The 22,247-nt window shown below is 36.4% G+C and carries 20 protein-coding genes and 1 pseudogene; 4 read left to right on the top strand and 17 right to left on the bottom strand.

Translation table 11 applies throughout. From position 1 onward, the window contains the following. The 3 genes and pseudogenes from E1171_RS24330 to E1171_RS21715 form a co-directional block, all read right to left on the bottom strand. Positions 1-184, bottom strand: a pseudogene (locus tag E1171_RS24330) (lytic transglycosylase); the annotation flags it as partial. Positions 185-443: 259 nt separating this feature from the next. Next, on the bottom strand, positions 444-1,106 hold the full coding sequence (locus E1171_RS21720; RefSeq protein ID WP_155208177.1) for an O-methyltransferase: 663 nt from the start codon (positions 1,104-1,106) through the stop codon (positions 444-446). A 135-nt stretch (positions 1,107-1,241) separates the two neighbouring features. Further along, entirely contained in the window at positions 1,242-2,483 is a 1,242-nt protein-coding gene (locus tag E1171_RS21715; protein ID WP_155208176.1) for a M16 family metallopeptidase, read from the bottom strand. 314 nt (positions 2,484-2,797) lie between these two features. Between E1171_RS21715 and E1171_RS21710 the strand changes: the two genes are divergently transcribed. From E1171_RS21710 to E1171_RS21700, 3 genes are all read left to right on the top strand, one after another. After that, a complete protein-coding gene (locus tag E1171_RS21710; RefSeq protein ID WP_246164478.1) occupies positions 2,798-3,934 on the top strand; it encodes a glycosyltransferase family 4 protein in 1,137 nt (378 codons plus the stop codon). Between the two features lie 291 nt (positions 3,935-4,225). Then, positions 4,226-5,515, top strand: a complete 1,290-nt coding sequence (locus E1171_RS21705) for an aminopeptidase P family protein (RefSeq protein ID WP_155208175.1) — start codon at positions 4,226-4,228, stop codon at positions 5,513-5,515. 159 nt (positions 5,516-5,674) lie between these two features. Next, on the top strand, positions 5,675-6,088 hold the full coding sequence (locus E1171_RS21700; protein WP_155208174.1) for a RidA family protein: 414 nt from the start codon (positions 5,675-5,677) through the stop codon (positions 6,086-6,088). Between the two features lie 166 nt (positions 6,089-6,254). Here E1171_RS21700 and E1171_RS21695 read toward each other — a convergent pair whose 3' ends face one another. From E1171_RS21695 to E1171_RS21630, 14 genes are all read right to left on the bottom strand, one after another. Further along, a complete protein-coding gene (locus E1171_RS21695) occupies positions 6,255-7,313 on the bottom strand; it encodes a bifunctional transcriptional activator/DNA repair enzyme AdaA (RefSeq protein WP_155208173.1) in 1,059 nt (352 codons plus the stop codon). Beyond that, on the bottom strand, positions 7,285-8,070 hold the full coding sequence (locus tag E1171_RS21690) for an isocitrate lyase/PEP mutase family protein (RefSeq protein WP_155208172.1): 786 nt from the start codon (positions 8,068-8,070) through the stop codon (positions 7,285-7,287). Before E1171_RS21690 ends, E1171_RS21695 begins: the two co-directional genes overlap by 29 nt. Before the next feature lie 110 nt (positions 8,071-8,180). Beyond that, positions 8,181-8,819, bottom strand: coding sequence for a LysE family translocator (locus E1171_RS21685; protein ID WP_155208171.1), 639 nt, complete (start codon positions 8,817-8,819; stop codon positions 8,181-8,183). 245 nt (positions 8,820-9,064) lie between these two features. Next, positions 9,065-9,895, bottom strand: coding sequence for a translation elongation factor Ts (tsf, locus tag E1171_RS21680; protein ID WP_155208170.1), 831 nt, complete (start codon positions 9,893-9,895; stop codon positions 9,065-9,067). A gap of 125 nt (positions 9,896-10,020) precedes the next feature. Then, positions 10,021-10,791: a 30S ribosomal protein S2 gene (rpsB, locus tag E1171_RS21675; protein ID WP_155208169.1), complete on the bottom strand. Its 771-nt coding sequence runs from the start codon at positions 10,789-10,791 to the stop codon at positions 10,021-10,023. Positions 10,792-10,832: 41 nt separating this feature from the next. Continuing rightward, positions 10,833-11,219, bottom strand: a complete 387-nt coding sequence (gene rpsI, locus E1171_RS21670) for a 30S ribosomal protein S9 (RefSeq protein ID WP_155208168.1) — start codon at positions 11,217-11,219, stop codon at positions 10,833-10,835. A 12-nt stretch (positions 11,220-11,231) separates the two neighbouring features. Beyond that, positions 11,232-11,675 carry a 50S ribosomal protein L13 gene (gene rplM, locus E1171_RS21665; RefSeq protein WP_187696582.1) on the bottom strand — a complete coding sequence of 148 codons (444 nt, stop codon included), beginning with the start codon at positions 11,673-11,675 and terminating at the stop codon, positions 11,232-11,234. 312 nt (positions 11,676-11,987) lie between these two features. Beyond that, the gene (locus E1171_RS21660; RefSeq protein ID WP_155208166.1) at positions 11,988-12,734 is read right to left on the bottom strand and encodes a metallophosphoesterase family protein; all 747 of its coding nucleotides are present in this window, start codon (positions 12,732-12,734) and stop codon (positions 11,988-11,990) included. A 100-nt stretch (positions 12,735-12,834) separates the two neighbouring features. Next, the gene (locus E1171_RS21655) at positions 12,835-13,551 is read right to left on the bottom strand and encodes an RluA family pseudouridine synthase (RefSeq protein WP_155208165.1); all 717 of its coding nucleotides are present in this window, start codon (positions 13,549-13,551) and stop codon (positions 12,835-12,837) included. Between the two features lie 125 nt (positions 13,552-13,676). Further along, entirely contained in the window at positions 13,677-14,765 is a 1,089-nt protein-coding gene (locus tag E1171_RS21650; protein ID WP_155208164.1) for a sensor histidine kinase, read from the bottom strand. A gap of 3 nt (positions 14,766-14,768) precedes the next feature. After that, complete coding sequence (locus E1171_RS21645) at positions 14,769-15,458, bottom strand: response regulator transcription factor (protein ID WP_155208163.1); 690 nt, start codon at positions 15,456-15,458, stop codon at positions 14,769-14,771. A gap of 242 nt (positions 15,459-15,700) precedes the next feature. Next, entirely contained in the window at positions 15,701-16,540 is an 840-nt protein-coding gene (locus E1171_RS21640) for a DUF3108 domain-containing protein (protein ID WP_155208162.1), read from the bottom strand. Between the two features lie 235 nt (positions 16,541-16,775). After that, positions 16,776-17,804, bottom strand: coding sequence for an aminopeptidase (locus E1171_RS21635; protein ID WP_155208161.1), 1,029 nt, complete (start codon positions 17,802-17,804; stop codon positions 16,776-16,778). Further along, positions 17,804-18,940, bottom strand: coding sequence for a hypothetical protein (locus tag E1171_RS21630; RefSeq protein WP_155208160.1), 1,137 nt, complete (start codon positions 18,938-18,940; stop codon positions 17,804-17,806). Before E1171_RS21630 ends, E1171_RS21635 begins: the two co-directional genes overlap by 1 nt. Positions 18,941-19,651: 711 nt before the next feature. Between E1171_RS21630 and lon the strand changes: the two genes are divergently transcribed. Continuing rightward, a complete protein-coding gene (gene lon, locus E1171_RS21625; RefSeq protein WP_155208159.1) occupies positions 19,652-22,138 on the top strand; it encodes an endopeptidase La in 2,487 nt (828 codons plus the stop codon). Positions 22,139-22,247 lie beyond the last annotated feature (109 nt).

Below are 22,247 nucleotides of genomic sequence, written 5' to 3'. Positions count from 1 at the left end.
CTAATTGAAAATATTTTGGACTTTTGGTTAAAGCATCAACATTTTTCTGAACCTCCTTTCTTGCTGCTTCGGTTAAGGTTAACTTTATTCCGCCAAATTCAATGTGGGATGGAACTTTGGAGTTTTGGGCGAGTAGGGTAGTGGAAAATAAAAAAATAAAAGTAGAAATAAATAATTTCTTCATTTTGCAGTGGCTAAAAATATCATTAAAAAACAGCGCACTAAAATTATAAAAATAGAATAAGGTAGACTATTATTTGGCTTTCTTTTTATGAAAAAGGTAGGTATATCTAAAAAATAAAAGGATCCCAATAATCTGTTTCACCTTTAAATTGTAGGTATTTCCATAGATTAATGAGGATCCTCCTGTGAATTTTGAAGTCTTTGACTAATAAAAAATTTTCATGAGATAATTTCTTGCTCCACCTAATTTATTGAAAAAATTACTCTGAAATCTTCTGTAATACCATCATTCCGTCTCGAATGGGGAAAAGTACATTTTCTACTCTGGAGTCTTTTTGAATTTGCTGGTTAAAGTCAATTATCGCTTTGGTGTCTTTATCTAATTTTTTACGACCTTCAGGAATTACCTTACCACTCCAAAGCACGTTGTCAATAATAATAAATCCACCCACAGGAACTTTATCAAAAGTGAGTGCATAGTAATTTGAATAATTGATTTTATCTGCATCAATAAAAACCAAATCGAAAGACAAATCTAATTGGGGGATGATTTCAAGGGCATTCCCAATGTGGAAATGGACTTTATCGTCAATTTCGGCTTGGGAAAAATAATTCCGAACCATATTTTCTAGTTCTTCATTAATGTCAATGGTGTGCAATTTTCCATTTGGTTGAAGTCCTTCTGAAAGACAAATAGCAGAGTAGCCTGTATAGGTTCCTATTTCAAGAATGTTTTTTGGCCGAACCATTTTTGAAAACATGGATAATACTCTTCCTTGAAGGTGGCCACTTAGCATTCGGGCTTTTAATACCTTAAGATGCGTTTCACGGTTAAGCTGATGCAGAAGGGAAGGCTCTTTGCTGGTGTGTTCTTCTACGTACTTTTGAATTTTTTCGTGTAATTCTGAAGGTATATAGTCCATAATAGTTTAGCATTAAGAATGAGAAGTTGATAGTAAACGGTGAAAACTGGAGATTTAATATTTAGGAATGAAGATTTAAAGTAACATATTTTTTTCTAATTATATAATACTTTACTCCTAACTTTTGGCTAATAATTAACTCTCCTTTTCCGGTAAATAGCTTAAAATACTAATATCGTCTCTATTGAACATTTCAAGAGCAATTTCTTGCAAGTCGTTCGCCGTTATATTTCTAATTTCCTCAAAGATTTCATCTAGACTATAGATTTTATTGAGATCAAGGAGGCTTTTTCCTCTCATGAGCATGAGGTTCATGTGATTCTCTTCAGCCATAGCCAGTTGACCAAAAAGTTGTTCTTTTGCTCTATGCAATTGAATACTTCCCAAAGGGATCTCCTGAAGTTTTTTTAATTCCCGGAATACTATTTCAATAGATTTGGGAAGTTGTCGAGGTTCTGTTCCAAAAAAGATGGAAAAGATTCCTGTGTCGAGGAAGGCATTATATTGCGCATCGATGGCATATACATAAGCATATTTTTCCCTTAAGGCCATATTTAGACGTGAATTCATTCCTGGACCTCCTAAAATATTTACCAGGGTGAAAAGTTTCATTCTCCTTTTGTCAGAAAGTGAGTATGCATCCCTCCCCATTGCACATTGAGATTGAGTGAGTGCACGATTTACTTTAGTTATCTCCGCCTGATAATTTCGAAAGGTTAAGCGCTTACGTTTTGTGCTTTGAGCTTGAATATCATTCAAAAGTTTTTCTGCCAGTCGAACAACCTTTTTCATGGGAATATTTCCAGAACAAGAGAATATCAATCGATTAGTATCAATATTCTCAGCTATGAAATTGAAAAAGTCTTGTTGTTGGAATGATAAAACGCTCTGCTGGGTACCCAGAATATTTTTTCCTAAAGGGTGATTCTTGAAAATAATTGTATCCAGCTCATCTTGAATGGAATCTTCCGGAGAATCGTGGTACATCGCCATTTCTTCCAGAATCACATGTCTTTCTTTCTCAATTTGTTTTTCTGGAAATATTGAATGAAAAGTTATATCGGTGAGCAGCTCAAATGCTTGTTCAAAATAATTGCTTAATACGGATGCGTAAAAGCATATCTTTTCCTTGGTCGTATAGGCATTTAATTCTCCCCCAACAGATTCCAGGCGGTTTAATATATGAAAGGCTTTTCTTTTTTTGGTACCTTTAAAGGCCATGTGTTCCCAGAAATGAGCGATTCCCTGTTGTTCGGCCCTTTCGTCCCTGCTTCCTATATCTAAGATAAACCCACAATGTACAATCTTGGTGGTGGTTACTTCTTGATGAACTACCCGAATTCCGTTGGATAGGGTATGTAATTGATAGTCTTCCATAAGCTTAAGAGCTGCGAATTTAGGGAAAAAAATCGGTTCCTGCCCAAATCCAAAATAATCCTATTGTACACAATTATTGATTTTTTGTTTAACTATCAATGTTTTTTGGGCACTTTTACAGTTGTTAAAAGAAATTCCTAGTCTTTATTTTTCTCCATGGAAGAATAATTAGTAAACCAATTATGGGCTTTATGCTGTTTTGATACCAAGGCATAAGTCCAGGTTATCGAAAGTGGAAAATAATTTTAGTTTTTTTGTGGTAGTGATTCTTTGCTAGAGAATAAATTTGCTGCCTGTAGTAACGCCTGCTGTTGATGATGAAAATAGCTTTTGATGCCAAAAGAGCATTTACCAATTTTACTGGTTTGGGAAATTACAGCCGTTTTATGATTAAGGCCTTAAGTGATTTCTATCCGGAAAACCAATACTTACTTTATTCACCTAGAACAAGTGATCATAAGGAGGTAACTGATTTACTGCTTCAAAAAAATGTAAAGGTGAGGATACCCTCCAGGTTTGTGTCAAAATTGAAATTGCATAGCATTTGGAGAAGCTATATGTTGGGTAATATTGCTGTAAGAGATCGGGCGGATATTTTACATGGACTAAGCAATGAATTACCCTTACTCAATAATTGTCGTTTAAAAACAGTGGTGACTATTCACGATTTGTTATTTATTCGTTATCCGGAATTATACAATCGGCTGGACGTCATCATCTATAAAAAGAAGGCTCGTCATGCTTGTAAAGTAGCGGACCGAATTATAGCCATTAGTCAACAAACCGCTGATGATTTGCAGGAGTTCTTAGGGGTCGATCCTTCAAAAATTGATATTGTGTATCAGGGCTGCTTGCCCCAATTTAAGTGTGAGGAAGAGTCCACTGGACTTCGGATGGTTAGTGATAAATATAATCTCCCAGAAGATTTTTTGCTGAATGTGGGGACCATTGAGGCCCGAAAAAATGCCCTTCTCATTTTAAAAGCTTTGGCCATTCATAAGCATCACTTGGATATTCCCTTGGTGATTGTGGGAAAAGCTACTAAATATAAAAATGAATTGGTGGCTTATGCTGAAAAAGAAGGAATTGCCGATCGTATCATTTTTTTACATCAGGTGAATTTCGAGGACCTTCCCAAAATTTACCAACTGGCCAAGGTTTTTATTTACCCTTCTATTTTTGAAGGATTTGGAATCCCCATTATTGAAGCCATTAATTCCAGCGTGCCCGTTATTACCAGTAAAGGCTCTTGTTTTTCAGAAGCGGGGGGACCAGACTGTCTCTATGTCGACCCTTCAAATGCGGAGGAGTTAGCCGAAGCTATTTTGTTGATTTTGACTAACTCCAAATTAGCAAATCAAATGAGAAATAAAAGCCTTGATTATGTAAAGCGCTTTGAGGAAGAAAAGATTGCCGCTGATTTAATGGAAGTGTATAAGAAAGTAATGTAGGTTCTTTCTCGACGGCTTAGCTAATTGTTACATCTGACAAGTATAAGAAGTTACTCACGTTCTTTCCATCTTAAAAGTCTGGTATGGGTTTAAAGACCGTTATTGATTATCCTTTTACTACTTAGTTTCTTTGTCTAGTTCAAAATTTTATAGAGGTGAATGGGATTAACATTTTTCCATTTACTAAATTGGGCTCACATTTATTTTGAAGAGTTTTTACATTTTAGGCTTAGGAAATTTTTGAGGTTTTAAATTTCCTAAGCCTAAAGGTTGACGAATAAATAATCTAATATGAAGTATTTACCAATTGATTCATCACTTTTTGTTTTAAATAGACAAAGACTTACTGAGCGATTAAAGGCTAATTCCGCCGTGGTTTTGAATTCCAATGATATTATGCCCAAAAATGCAGATGGCACCATGCCATTTAAGCAGAACAGTGATCTGTTTTGGGCTTCTGGAATTGATCAGGAAGAAACGATTTTGCTCCTTGCCCCTGATTTTCCAGACGAAAAATATAGAGAGGTATTGTTTGTAAGAGAGACTAGTGAAGAAATTGCTATTTGGGAAGGGCATAAATACACCAAAGAAGAGGCTACAGCTACTTCTGGAGTAAAGACAGTGCTTTGGACATCAGAATTTGAAAAGGTCTTTCAAATGATAATGGCAGAAGTGGAGCATGTCTATTTAAATAGCAATGAACATATTCGAGCTGTTGTTGAGGTAGAAACTCGTGATGCCCGATTTGTAAAGTGGTGTAAGGAGGCTTATCCTTTGCATGAGTATGAACGTTTGGTGCCGATTTTATATGACTTGAGGCCAATTAAATCTCAAGTTGAGATTGATTTGTTGCAGAAAGCTTGTGACATCACCGAAAAGGGTTTCCGACGTATTTTGGAGTTTGTAAAACCAGGAGTCACTGAATTTGAAATTGAAGCCGAATTTGCACATGAATTCCTTCGAAACCGTTCCAGAGGTTTTGCTTATGAACCTATTATTGCTTCTGGTTTCAATGCTTGCGTTTTGCATTATATTGATAATAATCAGGTGTGTAAGGATGGAGACTTGATTTTGTTTGATGTTGGAGCTGAATATGCCAATTACAATGCCGATATGACTCGTAGCATTCCGGTGAATGGAAGATTTACCAACAGGCAAAAGGCTATATATAATGCCGTATTGAGGGTGCATAGGGAGGCAGTTCAAATGCTCACTCCAGGGAATGTAATTCCTGAATATCACAAAGAAGTGGGTAAGGTAATGGAGTCTGAACTGATTGGCTTAGGGCTGCTGGATAAAACGGATGTTAAAAATCAGAATCCGGAGAGCCCTTTGTATAAGAAATATTTTATGCATGGTACTTCCCATCATTTGGGACTGGATGTACATGATGTGGCCAGCATTTATAAGAAATTTGAGCCAGGAATGGTTTTTACCGTTGAACCAGGTATTTATATCCGGGAAGAAAGTATTGGTATTCGTTTGGAGAATAATTTAGTGATCACCAACAATGGATGTCTTGATTTGATGAGAAACATTCCGATTGAGGCCGAGGAAATTGAGGAATTAATGAATAAGTAATTTTGAATGTGGGATGAAAATGAGTTGAATTTTTTCAACTCATTTTTATCTTCTGCTATTTTCTTTTTCTTTTGAAAGAATGATTTCAAAAAAACCTATTACTTTTCTCTTATTTGGGAAAAGTGTGATTGCCAATGATCAACAAAAAATTGATAAATCATGAAAACAAAAATTGAATCCAATAAGGCCCCTGAGCCGGTGGGTTTATATCCACATGCCCGAAGGGTTGGTAATCTATTATTTTTATCTGGAGTTGGCCCAAGAGAACGAGGTACGAAAAAAATTCCTGGGGTTGAGCTGGATGAAGCAGGCAATATAACCTCCTACGACATAGAGAAACAATGCCATTCTGTATTTCAAAATGTCCGCTATATTCTAGAAGAAAGCGGTTCGGATTGGAGTAAATTAGTGGATGTAACTGTCTTTTTAACAAATATGAAGGAGGATTTTGAGACTTATAACCGCATTTATGCGGAGTATTTTAAAGATAATCAGCCTTGTCGTACAACAGTGGAGGTTCTAAGTTTACCTACTCCAATTGCTATTGAGCTAAAATGTATTGCTGTAGCCTGAAAAAATGGATTGTTTTGATTCTTGAGAGAGGTTTTATAATGTTATAATTTTTCCATTCTTATCAAGTGGGTAGGGGATGATGATACCCTATTATTATAAACCAATTATTGAAGTAAATGAAAAACGGTTTGGGGTTGTGCTCAAACCGCATGTTTTCTTTACACTTCTATGTGTTGGTGTTTTCCCGTTCGTGGTTAATAAGCCAACGTTTTCTTTCAATTCCTCCTCCATATCCAGTCAAGTTTCCATTCTTTCCAATCACTCGGTGACAAGGGATGATTATTGAAATTCTATTTAGTCCGTTGGCGGAGGCCACTGCCCTCACTGCCTTTGGGTTGTTAAGGATATCTGCTTGTTCCTGATAACTAGTCGTTGTGCCATATTTAATTTCTTTCAAACAGTTCCATACTGAATTTTGGAAGGCTGTTCCTGGTGTCTCCAGTTTTACGCTAAATTGTGCTCTTTTACCCGAGAAATATTCGGCAAGTTCCTTTTTAGCTTGTTTTATGTGCTCATTCTCACCTGAGATGATTTTGGCATTCAACAGTTTTTGTAAGTCTTTGAATTCAGTTTCCAGCATTCTTCGGTCGACAAATTCTAAAAGGCAGATTCCTTTTTCTGTCGCACAGACAAACATTGGACCTATTGGAGTTGTTAACCGGTTAATTAAAACAATATTTTCCTTTTTACTTTTTTGCGGTGATTTTCCAACAAGTTTTTTAAAGGTATATCCAAATCCGCTTAATGATTCGTACCCAGAGTCAAAAGCCGTGTCCGTAGCTCTTTTGCCACTTTTTAATTCCTGGAAGGCAGTATTAATGCGATACATTCTTTGGAAGGCTTGAAAAGTTATTCCATAGTTTTTGTTAAACCATCTTCGTACTATTTCAGGGCTAATTTGGTTTTGACGAAGTCGATAATCTGTTATTTTTTCTTTGGGATTATCTTTTACCATCTTTATGGCTGCATCCACCTGCTTTGGTGCCTGATTCGCATTTTCGGTCGGTTTACACACCTTACAAGGCCTGTATCCATTGTCAAGGGCTTCTTTGAAAGTAGTGTAAAATTCCACGTTTTCTAATTTTGGTTTTCGCGCTCGGCAAGAAGCAATACAGAAAACATTGGTTGTTTTTACACCTACATAGAAAATCCCAACAAAGCTTTGATCACGGTTCAACAAAGCTTTATAGAATGTATCAATTTTTTCTTTTTCTGTTATTAGCATGGTAAAAAATGGGTTTAAATGATTTCTGTGACAAAAGCTGGGCAGTCAATTCCTTATGATTTTTGTAAAGGTGCTTAAATAAAAAGTTACCCATACTAATTCGTTTTACCCCTAATTCATTTAAACGGTTAAAATCCGGCAGGTTTGGCATACACATGACATTTATGGGAAGGCTTGTTTTTTTAACCATTTTTTTAATGTCACCTTCTTTTTCTATGCCGGGTAGGAATATTCCATCGGCACCAGCTTGTTCATATAAGTGGATTCTTTTTTGACTTTCTTCAATAGGTTTGGATTGTCCCAATAAAAAAGTATCTACTCTAATGTTAAGAAAAATGTTTAGCTGGCTTTTTTGAAGTTCATTTTTAATAAAAGAGAGTGTTTCAGCAAATGTTTCGGCATGGAGTAATATTCTTTCCTTGCAAACTACACTATCTTCTAAATTAATTCCTGCTACCCCTAAATCACAAAGTTGTTTTATGTGATTTACAATTTTTACAGGGTCTCTGCTATATCCGGATTCTAAATCTACGGATACTGGGAGCTTGGTGTTCGCGAGAATGCGTTTTACAATATATTCCAATTCTGAAAACTTCATTTCTTCTCCATCAGTATACCCTAAGGTGGTGGCAATGGCGGCGCTGGAAGTTCCAACGGCTTTGAAATTTAGTTTTTCAGCTATTTTTGTGCTGGTTACATCCCAGACGTTGCCTATTAGTAAGGGATGGTTTTGTTGGTGTAAGGCTTTAAATTCCATTTTTAAAGTTTTGATACAAAGTACCGGAGTTGGAGTTTGGTAGGCAACCTAAAATTGGACAAGTATTTTTTTCTTCTAAAAATCAATAATTGGGTACAAAATGGACTTTGCTATACTTTCTTTTCCAGACTTAGTTTTAAAGCAAAAGCAATAAAAACTGCTCCTTTTATTCTTTCTAACCAATGCCCAGTTCTTGGATTGGTTTGGACCTTTTTGGAAAAGTGAGCAGAAAAAAGGGCAAGGGATAAGCTCCAGATTGTTCCCGTGGTGCAAAAGGTTAACCCTAGTATTAAAAATGGTACCAAACTGTTGTTATATTCTTGGTCTATGAATTGTGGAAGTATGGCCAAAAAGAAAATTGGCATTTTAGGGTTTAAAATATTGGTAAGAAGACCTGATATAAAAATTCTATTATGCTTGTTTTTTTGGGGGCTACTCATTTTCATCGGCCAGTTTTTAGTACTTTTGGAAAAGAGAGCTTTTCCTCCAAGAAATAATAAATAGATTACCCCCAGGTATTTTATTAGGTTAAAAGCCATTGCCGACTCTGCCAAAAGGATGGACAATCCAAAGGCCGCCCCTAGCACATTGATCAACCTACCAGTAGAAATTCCAAGGGCGGAAACCACTCCTGATTTTCTTCCCAAAGGGATGCTTTTTCCCAAAATATACATGAAGTCCACTCCTGGTGTGATGTTTATTAAAATTGCGGTAAGGATAAAGGTGGTATAGTCAATTATTCCGGGCATAGCGTAATTAACTTGAGGTTAAAGGGAAAGTAACATTGAATGTTTAAACAAAGGTAAATAATTGGTTTTAATTTCTCTTCAAAAAACTGGATAATCGATCTTCATGATTCTCGATCTCCTTTCTCAATTCAATTTGGTTAGTAAAGTGGGGGACTTGTTAAGTATCGTTTAAATGGGAGAGAAAAAAGAAAGCCTGACGAAAAACTTCATCAGGCTTCAAAATTTGTTATTGACAACGAAAGGAATTATCCAATAACTACTCTTTTGAATGAAGCGGCAGTTAATCCTTTGTGAACGCTATCTAAATATTTTGCTACAGTTAAAGAGTTATCTTTAACGAAAGGTTGGTTTATCAAAGAAGCTTCTTTGAAGAACTTATTTAATTTACCCATAGCAATTTTTTCAATCATTGCTTCAGGCTTTCCTTCTGCTCTAGCTTGCTCTTTACCAATCTCTAGTTCTCTAGCTTTGATATCTTCAGGAATTTCATTTTCATTAACTGCAACAGGGTTCATTGCAGCCACTTGCATTCCTACATCTTTTCCAGCCTCTAAAACGTCAGTGCCATTGTTGCCATTCAAACCAACTAAAACACCTAATTTGCTACCTGCGTGGATGTAAGGAGCAACGAAATCAGCAGATAAAGTTTCGAAAGAAAGGATTTCGATTTTCTCACCAATTTTACCTACTAATTCGATGATTTTTTCCTCGATGGTAAGGTCACCGATTTTAAGACCTTTCAATTCTTCGATAGAAGCAGGTTTTGCATTGTATGCAACTTCAAGAATAGCATTACCTAATTCTGCAAAATCAGCATTCATTGCGACGAAGTCAGTTTCACAACCTAGAGAGATAACTGCACCGAAGCCGTTATCTTCACTGGTTTTGATGAAAACACGACCTTCTGTAGTTTCTCTGTCAGCTCGTGCTGCTGAAACTTTTTGTCCTTTTTTTCTTAACAAGTCGATAGCTGCCTCAAAGTCACCGTTAGTTTCGGTAAGTGCTTTTTTGCAGTCCATCATACCTGCACCAGTCATTTTTCTGAGTTTATTAACCTCTTGTGCTGAAATAGCCATGATTTCTGATGATTAGTAATTATTAATTTTTTATTATTTCCTAGAAACAAAAAATTGAACATGGAGCAAATGTCCCATGTTCAATCGTATTTAAAGCATATAACTTTTTGATGTAAACAAGGCCATTATTCCTCGCTAGCCGGAGCAGCTTCGTCTGCTGCCTTCTTCTTCTTAATCTCTTCTTTTTCTCTAGCAGCTTCTTTTTCTTTTCTTCTTTCCTGTAAGCCTTCTTCAATAGCCGATGCAATAGTTTTAGTGATCAGGCTGATTGATTTGAAAGCATCATCATTTGCTGGAATTGGGAAATCCGCTTCGTTTGGATCAGAGTTGGTATCGACGATAGCAAAAACTGGAATATTCAATTTTTGCGCTTCTTTAACAGCAATGTGTTCTTTCTTTACGTCAACAACAAACAATGCAGCAGGAAGTCTGGTAAGATCAGAAATACCTCCAAGAACTCTTTCTAATTTCTCTTTTTCACGAGTAATCATCAGACGCTCTCTCTTTGCAAGGTTTTTGTAAGCCTCATCTTTCATCATTTTATCGATGGAAGACATTTTTTTCAGTGACTTGCGAATAGTAGAGAAGTTGGTTAACATTCCACCTAACCATCTTTCAGTCACAAACGGCATATTCAGTTTTCTTGCCTCTTCGGCAACAACTTCTTTCGCCTGCTTTTTAGTAGCAACAAACATTATTTTTCGGCCCGAGCGAACTACGTGCTTGATAGCATTAGATGCTTCTTCGAGGCTAGCAAGCGTTTTTTTAAGGTCAATGATGTGGATACCGTTTCGCTCCATAAAGATGTAAGGGGCCATCTTAGGATTCCACTTTCTCGTTAAGTGTCCAAAATGAACACCAGCATCTAGTAAGTCTTTTTCTTGTAAATTAGCCATTACTGATATAATATTTTTAAATTCTTATGAGTGCTTTGAAATTAACGTTTCGAGAACTGGAATGCTCTTCTCGCCTTTCTTCTACCGTATTTCTTACGCTCTACCATTCGAGGGTCACGAGTAAGGAAGCCTTCCGCTTTCAAAGCAGGTCGGTGTTCAGGGTTAACTTCACATAATGCACGTGAAATAGCCAGACGGAGAGCTTCTGCTTGTCCTTTTGACCCACCACCTTTGAGGTTTACGTTCACGTCAAAGTCTGCAGCAACACCTACAAGATTTAAAGGCTGCTTCACAATTGTTTGCATGATCTCAGACGGGAAATAAGTCTTCAGCTCTTTGTCGTTGATTGTGATGTTTCCGTTACCAGATTTTAGGTAAATTCTGGCAATCGAGGTTTTTCTTCTACCTATGGTATTAACAACTTCCATCAATAAAATGCTTTATAGTTTAATTTCTTTAGGTTGCTGTGCCTCATGTGGGTGCTCAGCGCCCGGGTAAACATGTAGGTTTTTGAAGATTTGTCTACCCAATCTGTTTTTAGGTAGCATGCCTCTTACTGCTCTTTCTACTAATAAAGCAGAAGATTTGTCCTTCAACTCTCTTGGAGTGATTGCTCTTTGTCCCCCTGGATATCCAGTGTGAGAGATGTAAGTCTTGTCAGTCCATTTCTTTCCTGTCAATCTTACTTTGTCTGCATTGATCACAATTACGTGGTCTCCACAGTTGACATTTGGCGTGAAGCTAGGCTTATGCTTTCCTCTAATGACTTTGGCCACTTCACTGGAAATACGTCCCAGAACAGCGTCCGCCGCGTCAATGATCAGCCAGCTCTTCTCTACCGTCGCTCTGTTTGCCGATTTTGTTTTATAACTTAAAGTATCCACAATAAAATGTTTTATAAATAATAAAAACAATTAATTCATTGCCCAAAAAGGGACACAAAGATAAAAGCTATAAATCTGAAATGCAATAGTCTCTTTACTTATTGTCGTTAAGAGCCTCGTGTTCAATCTACTTCTGTTAAATTTGTTGTTGGAAAGATCGGCCAATCCAGCTGTTTTGTTAAGTGGGGCTTAAAAAAAGGAATGATTTAAAGTTGAAATAAGTTCCTAATTTCCCAATTTCTTTTTTATCACATTTATAAAGTAAGGCTCTTTTAATATTTTAGTAGCTTTTTTTGTTAAAAGCTTAGCATCTCAAGCCCTACCGCTTTCAAGCCACTTTGCCCAATCAGGTCTGTTGTTTTTTATTGCCTCCTTTTTGGCAAACTTCCAATCATATTTTAAAGATATTTGCCGGCAATTTATTAAATCTGAATTTTCAAGCTCAAGTATGGCATATTTTGCATGTGGAGAGCATGTCTCCATAGCATGTGGATAAGGCAAATCATCTGTATAGGCAGGAAGCCCCACGCTTCCGGAATTAATGATGGTTTGGCCATTACCCAAATCGATAAATCGACTGACATGGCTATGGGCACTTAATATTATTTTATGTGGTAAATGACCAACAATGGAAATTAATTCATTATTTTCCCTTACTACAATTCCTTCTGGTGTAATATTCTCAATTAAATATTTATCATCTATGTCCAATTTTCCATGCGTTAGAAAAATGAATTCATTAAAAAGAAGAGTTTTAGGAAGAGACTTAAGCCAATTAACTGCCTCCATATCAATTTGAGAATATATATACTTCATAGTAGGAGAATCTTTTTTATCTCTTAACGCATTTTCTACAATATACCTGTCCCCATTTCCTGCTATTGAAACCATAGGGGTTTCTTTTATAAGTTGAAAGGTTTCTTTCGGTTTTAAGGGCCCATTGAGATGATCACCAAGGTTTATGATTGTATTAATTCCTTTTTTTTGAATGTCTTCCAAGACTCTTTCCAAAGCCCAAATATTGCCATGTATATCGGAAATGACTGCTATTTTTTTCATTGTAAGAAATTTGTGACCAATCAATTAAGATCTTTTGATTTTAATGGAGGTGATGACAAATTATTGGATAAAAGCTGAATTCAACCTTCTTTTGATTATTTTAAATATTCTTTTCAAGCTGTTTGATTAATACCGTTAAATCTTTTGGATAAGGGGCAGTTACCTTTTTTTCTTCACCGTTCAATAATTTGAAACCAATACTGTGGGCATGAAGGGCTACACGTTTCATTAAAGGCTGTTCCTCACTTCCTTTCTTCAGATTGAATTTTCTTTTTATTTTGGATAGAAAGACGGGTTTGCCACCATATTGTTCATCTCCTGAGATAGGTGCCTTGATCACACTTAAATGAATGCGGATTTGGTGCATTCTTCCAGTATAGGGTGCACATTCTACCAAAGTATGCTGACGGTAGGCTTTAAGTGTGTTAAATAAGGTTTCTGCTTCTTTGCCTTTTTCCCGGTCTATACATACTATCCCTTTTTTGAGAGGTAATATGGGGAGCTTTACGGTTTTTTCTTGAAAATTATAAACTCCATCTACTACGGCGTGATAAATTTTCTGAACTTCCCTTTTTTCAAATTGTATGGCCAAGGAGCGATAGGCTGCTTGATTTTTAGCAATAGCGAGTGCACCTGATGTTTCTTTATCAAGGCGGTGACATACCTGGGCATCCTCCCAATAGTTCTTGGCAAGGACTTTTATATTGTAGTTTTCCTCATTACGGTCATCCAGGGTTGATATTCCGGAAGGTTTATTTATTATTATGTAATCTTCATTCTCAAAAAGAATCAGTTCTTTAAAATTAATCTTGTGCATAAGGTTCTTACAATTAAAAAATATTATGCAAAGAACTTGTCTTCCACTTAAAAATGCAAACCGGGCTTTATAATATGAGGAGTCAAAAAGGAAAAGTGGGGAGTTTCTGGCTTTTTAATAAGCTCTTAACTCTTAACTTTTTTTAACTCATCACTTTGGGGCTTTTGATCAGTGGGTTCCTCTATTGCTTTTGGAAGTTTAAAACTGAAGGAGGTGCCTTTGCCCAACTTACTTTCTAAATTGACCTGACTATTATGGGCTTCTACAAAATGTTTAACAATGGCTAACCCTAGGCCAGTACCACCTTTTTCTTTAGAACGGCTTTTCTCAACTCTATAAAACCTTTCAAATACACGGGTTTGATCTTCAGGAGGAATCCCAGGTCCATTATCATTAATATAAATAAGGAAGCCCTCTTTTTCATTTTTATAGCCAACCACTACTTTTCCTCCCTCTTGGGTATAGTTGATGGCGTTGGTAATAAGGTTAAGGAGTACCTGGTGAATCCGTTTTGGATCTGCGTACACCATTACCGGGTTTTTAATATCTTTATCGAAGCCGAGTTCTATTTGCTTTTTTTCGGCTTTACTTTCTAACTGTTCAATAATTTCTAAAAAAAGTTCATTTAAGTCGAAGGCTTCAAAGTTCATTTTAAGATCACCGGATTCCAGGTGGGAAATAGTAAGCAGGTCTTGTACCAGGTGATCTAAACGGTCTAAGCTTTTTGCGGCCTTTTGTAAAAATCTACGGCGAATCTTTTCATCTTCATCGGCTCCATCTAAGAGAGTATGCATGTAGCCTTGTGCCGAAAAAATAGGAGTTTTTAGTTCATGGGAAACATCGGCTAAAAATTCTCTTCGGAATGTTTCCAATCTTTTTAGTTCGTCAATTTCTTTTTGTTTTACGGCAGCATAGGAATAAATTTCCTGATTGATCCGCTTGATGGGATTTGTGGATAAACTCGATTCACTATCCATAAAGGACATGTCCTTTTTTCTTAGTTTGCCTAATACCTTATAGATATTGTTAATTTCTTTAAAAATCAACAATTCAAGGGTGTAGCTGACCAGGATATAGGCGGAAGAGAAAGAAAGAATACCCGCTACAAACAAAGCCTCTTCTCTTACGTCTTTCAAAAGTGATAAAAAAGCCGTTGTGGTTAAAGCAATGCAGACCGCTAATAAAAATGCAACTTTTTTCGAGCTTAGCCACATAGTTTATGCTAATTCAAATTTGTAGCCAACTCCTTTAACTGTTACTATATAGCCTTCTCCAATTTTTTCTCTTAATTTTCGAATATGAACATCCACGGTTCTGGCTAGTACATAAACATCGGTTCCCCAAATATTTTGCAGGAGTTCTTCGCGGTTGAAAACTCGATTGGGATTTTGAGCAAAGAAGCTTAAAAGTTCAAATTCCTTCTTCGGCAATTGAAACTCTTTTCCTTTGAAGGTAACTATAAAACTGCTGCGGTCAATGTGTAAATCACCTGCTATAATTCTGTCACCTTTTACTGTTGTAAGTGATTTGCGACGGAAAAGTGCATTCAGGCGGCTAATCAATGCTCTTGGTTTGATCGGTTTTGTAATATAGTCATCAGCCCCTGCATCAAAAGCAGCTACTTCTGAGTATTCTTCAGTTCGAGCTGTTAAAAACAGAATTAAGGTATTACTGAATTCAGGAATTTCCCTTAATAATCGACAGGTTTCCACTCCATCTTGCTCGGGCATCATGATGTCCAGTAGAATTAGATCAGGAACAAATTCCTGAGCAATTTTAATGGCGTCTTTCCCATTGTCAGCAGTTCGAACTTTAAAATCTTCTTTTTGTAGATTGTATTCGAGGATTTCTAAAATATCCGGTTCATCATCTACTACGAGAACTTTGTAATTTGCACTACTCTCCATTTGAAAAATAACTGATGATTATAAAGAATTATGCTTCGAAATTACTCATTTAAAATAAGCTACCACAAAGCAATGTTAAAAATGTTCCAGGTTTAACATAAACTTAATATTGGCTTCAATTAGATTTTACCTTCCACTGATATCTTCATTTGTTATTCCCTAAGTAGAACAAGCTGAAGTAAAAGATATTGGATGCTTAAGTCAAAGAAACTAAACTTTACCTCTTTTCCATTTATTTTTCATTAATCGTTATTCACTATTCCATTCGGCACCTGGTTTCCGAATTGAAATTCAGTAATTTCAATACCCACAGATCCAACAAACATTTCTGCTTTAACTTTCAAAGGAACCTTATTAATATCATCAGAAATCCAAACTGAAATCGCATTTTCTCCTTTAAATAGTTTATTGTCAGGCATAATAGGCGTAAGCTTGAAGGCTTTAAATTTACCTATTCTTGTTTTTACCGTGGTTCTTCCGTCAAAAATGATATTAAAGGAAAATGTCTCCTTATCTAAATAACCTTTTACATTTAAAGTATCTCCCTTTTGCATTTGATCGTAATCAAGTGCTCTCAGGTAAAATGCCCCTGAAACTAAATCGTAAACTTCAAATGGTACCTCCTGCTCAAGCTCCATTTTTTGATTCTCATGGGTAGGTTCTTTGAAATTTTTTAAAACAAGGCTTTTTTTGTCCTGATGGTAATCTACTGATTCATATTTTCGGTATTTCCCTTCTTCAATGTTACGGTAAGATTTCACAGGAAGTAAGGTCGTAGTATCAAAATAGGCCCCCCAATTGTCTCGGATTCTAAAAAATGCACTCCAAAGACCAGAACTCTTTCCATAAACCTCTGCTTTATAGCAGCTTTGTCCATTGTAATCGTGGACTCCAGGGTTCAAAACAATAGTAGCCTCTCCCGCATTTCCAAAAAAGCCTAGGAAAACTCGGTATTTAAACATTTCTGCCTGGGAGAATTTTTTTTTGATGATGGGGGTATCATTATTACCTGGGTTTTTAAAGGCTGTAAGTAGAATAACCAGTATTAGCAGGGACATTCCCGGCAGTATATATTTTCTCATTTGTTTGGTTTATCAGATTTGTTGTTCTCTCTTAAATAAAGATTATGCTAAATAAGGTAATATGTCTGTATAAAATAACGCGTTCCCCAACATAGTGTTATCAGGTTGGGTGTCTTCTGTTTGTGATTCCTCTTTTGAACCTCAGATTTTATCTTGTCCCTGTTTTTTAATGGTTTTTCCGAAGGGATTTAGAAAAAATGTAAATTTCAATATTAAAAATTTTATAAGCTCCATTTTAGATGGAGGGATATTTCTTTTTTAAGTATTCCAAATAATTTTTTAAGTTACCCTCAAACTGATTCTGAAATTCCTCCTCAAAATTACCTTGTTTCGATCGGTATCTTAAATAGGACATGAAAAATGCATTGTTAGGTTGAAAATCATCAAAAAACCAAACGTAACTTCCTTCACTCCGAAAAGAAAGGGTATCTGCATTTTTTACAATATCTCTTATTAACCCTTCTTTTTTCTCTAGCTTTAGAGAATCACTTTGTTCGGGTCTTAAGCTATTATATAAACTATCCAATTTTTGAGCACCTGAAAGGATGTAGGTAGAAAACTTTTCCCGGTCTGCTTTGGCATCTTCATATTCCTTATATGCGTTTGAATTTCTACCATATTTGTAAGTGAGAAATGACTCAGCTCCTTTGTCGCCAATGAAGGTGGCTAGGTTTTCATTAAAGGCCACTTGATCTTTCACAAAAAGTGTTCCATGTGTTAGCTCATGAATAATTAAGTTGGCCAAATCACCTTCCTTATTATTCAACATATTAGAGAGTATTGGATCTTTAAACCAACCCAAAGTTGACCAACCACTTACTGTTCCTACACTTGTATCGTAGCCTTGCTCTACTAATTTGGACTGCTCCTTGCGGGCTTTTTCCCGATCGAAATAGCCTTTGTAGGAAACAGAACCTAAAAATGGAAACCACCATTCTTTTGCTTTTAAGGCAAAAGGTTCACTAGCCGTGACTACCCATAAAATGGGTTTGTTTTTTTGATCGAATAAGGTGGTGTAATTATCCGAATCGTTTATTCCTAGGGAATCAATGGCAAATTTTCGGATTTCCTGAATCAGTAATAATTTTTGTTTTAAGGAATCTGGAAAATCCTCTTTTTCTATAAATTCATTTACGGGGCGGGCATTCATAATAATATTCAATTGCCCTTTTGCCTGTCCATACCCATAAATAATGAGTTTGTGTTGCCACAGGATTAGTAGTAAAAATAAGACACCAGAACTCAGAAGAAGCTTTTTTAGCATCAGCGCTTGTTTTTGTTGGCCCAAATTAAAAAATCACCGGTGTAATTTAGGAATAATCCTTGGGAAGATTCTAACAAATGATTATTGAAATCATAAGAAAAATCGCTTCGGAAGCCTAAATGTATTCCTCCTTTCCACTGAATATTTTTGGTGAAACGTAAAAATGCCAATTTTCGTATTTTTTCACTTGCATCTAAGTTTTTGAGAGATCTTGAAACTGATTGGTAAATAGGAGCCCCTTTTGGGCTCAGATATTGGTTTCCTTGCCAATAGGAAATTTTCATGTCAAAAAATAGACTTTTAAAGGTAAAAGCAATATCCCATCCTTTTCCATGCTGAAATATATAAGGAGGTTGTTCAGCATTACCTGAAAAGTAAATGAAGTAAGCTTCGGCTTGTATGGACTTGATAATTTTGTTTTTAAAGGATCTGTTCCCTTTAAGTCCTACAGCAGGATTAAACAGGGTGAATACCTCCAAAGGTGATCTGTCAATTTGTCCTCCTTGGTGAAAAACTACCATTTGTAATGGAAGGGTAAGGGAAAAAGTGTTTTTTTGTAAAACTTTATGGGAAAAGGACAAGCCCACCGAAAACTCTTCTGGTTTCAGATCTTCTTTGTAGATCATGGTTTCCCAGTTTAACCAAAAATCCATAAAGCTTTTATTACCATCAAAAAGAATTTGGATCCCATGTTCTTGAGGAGCCACTAACCCCCGTTCAATATCAAATAAGGGTTCAATTAAATGATGATTATACCTCCTTTGGAGTGAACCAAAGAGAAAAGTCCAATTGTTAGAGGAAATTCTTGTGGTGAAGACAGGAGAAATGTTTGAAAATTGGGGGTTTCCAAAATCTTTTTGAAAGTAAGCTCCAAGTTCTATTTGAATGTTTTGGTTGGGGAAATATTGTAAAATAGGGGAGAATTGGTAGCCAAAAAGTGTATAGCCGTCTACAATGGGGTTAAAGTATTCATTGTTTTTAAAAAAGCCTAGTGAATTAACCTGAAGAACTACCTGTTGAGAATCGGCTGGCTGTGTTTTTATTTCAATAGGACTTAGCGTATTTGTCAACTGGGCCTGCAGCTCAGAAGAAAAAAAATAAATACAGCTTAAAAGGAGAATCCTAATGTGGGTCATGGTAGAGAGTAGGTGACTCCTAAACTCTCCTGATAAGTTTTAGTTTAAAGTTTGTCAAAATATTTCGGGGTTTAGCGAAATAACCTTTGAGAAGGCTGAATAAGTCGCTTTTGGGCTAGTAGCTGGAAACTAGGGGGGGAAAGAAGGTCAAGTTTGTAAAAGGCATTGGCTGCTAGAAGAAAAATCTTAATACAAGCTCTAGGCAATCAAAGGAGATCTTATCTTAAAGAGCCTCTATTGGTGTTGTTAATAGTCTTATTGTTTGGTGGTAATAGGCTTGGCAGTGAATGAGTTTTCAGTTTTTTTTAGCTGTCAAATTGGCGAAAAAAAAGGAGAAAGGAAATCTTTTTGCTTAATAAGACTTTAATTGGTATGAAAATTTATCGGTTTTTGGTAAAGGGAATACGAATAGTAGGTTTTTTTTGGGTAAAAAGAAGTTTCTTTTAGGGGTAAGTCTTTGAATTTAAGTCACTTAAATGCATGTTTTTCCGTGGGTTTATTTTCTAAAGGGATTGTCAAAAGTTTCTGTTTTTATTTTAGGATGTTTCTAGATTATTCGGTTTTAAATTTAGTTTTGAATAAACCTTGAGTAGTTATCCTCTTTTTACATTTAGTTTGGCATAGCAGTTGTCCCTTTAGGTCGTTATTAATAGATGAGGATATTTTCTGCTCAAACATGTCATTTTGGCATAAAGCTTTTAAATAAATACTATGAATTCAAATAAGAAGGGATATTACGGTTCAATGCTATTGTCTCAACTGGCTTCCGAAATGGATGAGGGCGTTGGAGACTTAATAGAATTGGCTTCTCCGGATGAGGATGAAGAACTTTTTAATAAAGATTTGCCTGAGGAGTTACCCATATTACCAGTAAAAAATATTGTTTTATTTCCAGGTGTGGTTATTCCTATTACAGTGGGAAGACAAAAATCAGTGAAGCTGGTAAAAAAAGCATATAAAGGGAACAGAATAGTTGGGGTAGTTGCTCAAAAAACTACTGTTGAAGAGCCCGAAAAAGTTGATATTTATAAAGTGGGGACGGTGGCTCGAATCTTAAAAATGATCGTCTTGCCTGACGGGAATACCACAATAATCATTCAGGGGAAACGTCGGTTTGAGATTGAAAAATTTATTCAGGAAGATCCCTTTATTACAGCCAATGTTCGCATTTTGCCTGATGAATTTCCTGCTAGAAATAACCATGAAATTGAGGCCATTTTGCAGTCGTTGAAAGATGCGGCGGTGAAAATAATGAAGTTGAACCCTGAGATACCTCAGGAAGCTCAAGTGGCTTTGGATAATATTGATAATCCGATTTTTCTTACACATTTTCTTTCTTCTAATATCAGTGCGGATTTATCTGACAAACAGCGCCTTTTGGAAATTGATGATGGGAAAGAAAGAGCCACGGTTTTGTTGGAGCATATGCTAAAAGATATTCAAATGTTGGAACTCAAACAGGAGATCCACAATAAGGTGCATACGGATATTGATCAGCAACAACGAGACTATTTTCTGCGTCAACAAATGAAGGTCTTGCAAGATGAATTGGGTTTTGATGGGCCTGATAAGGAAGTGGAAGCTCTTCGTTTGAAAGGGAATGAAAAAAACTGGCCTCAAGAGGTGCATGAACACTTTAACAAGGAATTGGATAAGGTGCTTCGTGTCAATCCGCAAGCGGCTGAATATCCAGTGGCAATAAGTTATTGCGAACTCCTGCTGGATCTTCCATGGAATGATACAACCAAAGATAATTTTGACTTGAAGCGTGCCAAAAAGATTTTGGATAAAGATCATTATGGGCTAGAAAAAGTAAAAGACAGAATTATCGAATATCTTGCGGTAAGAAAGTTAAAAAACGATGTAAAAGGCCCCATTTTGTGCTTATATGGCCCTCCAGGTGTTGGGAAAACCTCTTTAGGAAAATCTATTGCTAAGGCTTTGAATCGAAATTATGTGCGAATGGCACTCGGTGGATTGCATGATGAAGCCGAAATCCGAGGGCACCGTAAAACCTATGTGGGAGCGATGCCTGGCAAAGTGATACAAAATATTAAAAAAGCCGGAACGGGCAACCCTGTATTTGTCTTGGACGAAATTGATAAGGTGAGTTCTGACTTTAGGGGAGATCCTTCTTCAGCTCTTTTGGAAGTGCTGGATCCGGAACAAAACAATTCATTTTCCGACAATTACCTAGAAGTCGACTATGATTTATCAAAGGTATTGTTCATTGCCACAGCTAATTCATTGGACACCATTCAGCCAGCTTTGAGGGATAGGATGGAAATCATAGAGGTAAGTGGCTATACGCTGGAGGAGAAAACAGAAATTGCTCAAAAACACTTGATTCCAAAATTAAGGGAGGAGCATGGGCTGAAAGGTAAGGATGTGACTTTCTCTAAAACCGGGATTGTAAAAGTTATTGATGCATATACCCGGGAATCGGGAGTTCGTAGTTTGGAGCGAAAGTTAGGAGCAATTGTACGTCATGTGGCCAAATCTATTGCGATGGAGGAGGACTATAATAAAAAAATTGGTCCGAAAGAGGTGGTGAAGATCCTTGGTGCCGAATTTTTTGACAAAGAATTGTATCAAGATAATAAGTTTCCTGGGGTAGTCACCGGTTTGGCCTGGACCTCAGTGGGTGGTGAAATTCTTTTCATTGAATCGAGCCTTAGCCGTGGCCGTGGTAAATTAACCCTTTCAGGGCAATTGGGTGATGTAATGAAAGAGTCTGCTATGACAGCTCTTTCACATTTAAGGTCTCATGCTTCAGAAATGGGTATTGATTATAGAGTTTTTGATCAATACGATTTGCACGTGCATGTTCCGGCCGGTGCCGTACCAAAAGATGGGCCTTCTGCAGGAATTACTATGTTGACTTCTTTGGCTTCAATATATACACAAAGAAAGGTAAAAGAGCGTATAGCTATGACCGGGGAAATTACCTTAAGAGGGAAGGTTTTGCCGGTTGGAGGAATCAAAGAAAAAATTCTTGCTGCAAAAAGAGCCGGGATCAATGAATTGATTCTTTGTAAAAAGAATCGTCGGGATATTGAAGAAATCGATGAACGATATACCAAGGACCTGACTATCCATTATGTTGATAATGTGGAAGAAGTCCTCAAAATTGCTTTGTTGGAGGAAAAGGTGGCTCGTCCAATGAAATTTGAAATTGAGGAAGAGCCAAAAAAGTAAAACCTTTGTCCCTTCTAATTTGAAATACATCCTTTCTTCTTTTGTGATTTTTTCAAAAGAAGAAAGGATGTATTCAATATCTGTTAATTTACCCTATATTTATAGCTTA

Origin of the sequence: Xanthovirga aplysinae, from assembly GCF_009711365.1 — a bacterium.
Classification (GTDB): domain Bacteria; phylum Bacteroidota; class Bacteroidia; order Cytophagales; family Cyclobacteriaceae; genus Xanthovirga; species Xanthovirga aplysinae.
The sequence above is the reverse complement of the archived record's forward strand: the minus strand, read 5'-3'. Positions and strand labels throughout refer to the sequence as shown.

Coding starts and splice junctions, on each gene's coding strand:
- E1171_RS21645 (WP_155208163.1), bottom strand. CDS start 15,458: ATGGAGAGTAGTGCAAATTACAAAGTTCTCGTAGTAGATGATGAACCG.
- E1171_RS21710 (WP_246164478.1), top strand. CDS start 2,798: ATGATGAAAATAGCTTTTGATGCCAAAAGAGCATTTACCAATTTTACT.
- E1171_RS21695 (WP_155208173.1), bottom strand. CDS start 7,313: ATGCTAATAACAGAAAAAGAAAAAATTGATACATTCTATAAAGCTTTG.
- rpsB (WP_155208169.1), bottom strand. CDS start 10,791: ATGGCTAATTTACAAGAAAAAGACTTACTAGATGCTGGTGTTCATTTT.
- E1171_RS21630 (WP_155208160.1), bottom strand. CDS start 18,940: ATGACCCACATTAGGATTCTCCTTTTAAGCTGTATTTATTTTTTTTCT.
- rpsI (WP_155208168.1), bottom strand. CDS start 11,219: ATGGAAGTTGTTAATACCATAGGTAGAAGAAAAACCTCGATTGCCAGA.
- E1171_RS21685 (WP_155208171.1), bottom strand. CDS start 8,819: ATGCCCGGAATAATTGACTATACCACCTTTATCCTTACCGCAATTTTA.
- lon (WP_155208159.1), top strand. CDS start 19,652: ATGAATTCAAATAAGAAGGGATATTACGGTTCAATGCTATTGTCTCAA.
- E1171_RS21660 (WP_155208166.1), bottom strand. CDS start 12,734: ATGAAAAAAATAGCAGTCATTTCCGATATACATGGCAATATTTGGGCT.
- E1171_RS21690 (WP_155208172.1), bottom strand. CDS start 8,070: ATGGAATTTAAAGCCTTACACCAACAAAACCATCCCTTACTAATAGGC.
- E1171_RS21635 (WP_155208161.1), bottom strand. CDS start 17,804: ATGCTAAAAAAGCTTCTTCTGAGTTCTGGTGTCTTATTTTTACTACTA.
- E1171_RS21715 (WP_155208176.1), bottom strand. CDS start 2,483: ATGGAAGACTATCAATTACATACCCTATCCAACGGAATTCGGGTAGTT.
- E1171_RS21655 (WP_155208165.1), bottom strand. CDS start 13,551: ATGCACAAGATTAATTTTAAAGAACTGATTCTTTTTGAGAATGAAGAT.
- tsf (WP_155208170.1), bottom strand. CDS start 9,895: ATGGCTATTTCAGCACAAGAGGTTAATAAACTCAGAAAAATGACTGGT.
- E1171_RS21640 (WP_155208162.1), bottom strand. CDS start 16,540: ATGAGAAAATATATACTGCCGGGAATGTCCCTGCTAATACTGGTTATT.
- E1171_RS21720 (WP_155208177.1), bottom strand. CDS start 1,106: ATGGACTATATACCTTCAGAATTACACGAAAAAATTCAAAAGTACGTA.
- E1171_RS21700 (WP_155208174.1), top strand. CDS start 5,675: ATGAAAACAAAAATTGAATCCAATAAGGCCCCTGAGCCGGTGGGTTTA.
- E1171_RS21705 (WP_155208175.1), top strand. CDS start 4,226: ATGAAGTATTTACCAATTGATTCATCACTTTTTGTTTTAAATAGACAA.
- E1171_RS21650 (WP_155208164.1), bottom strand. CDS start 14,765: ATGTGGCTAAGCTCGAAAAAAGTTGCATTTTTATTAGCGGTCTGCATT.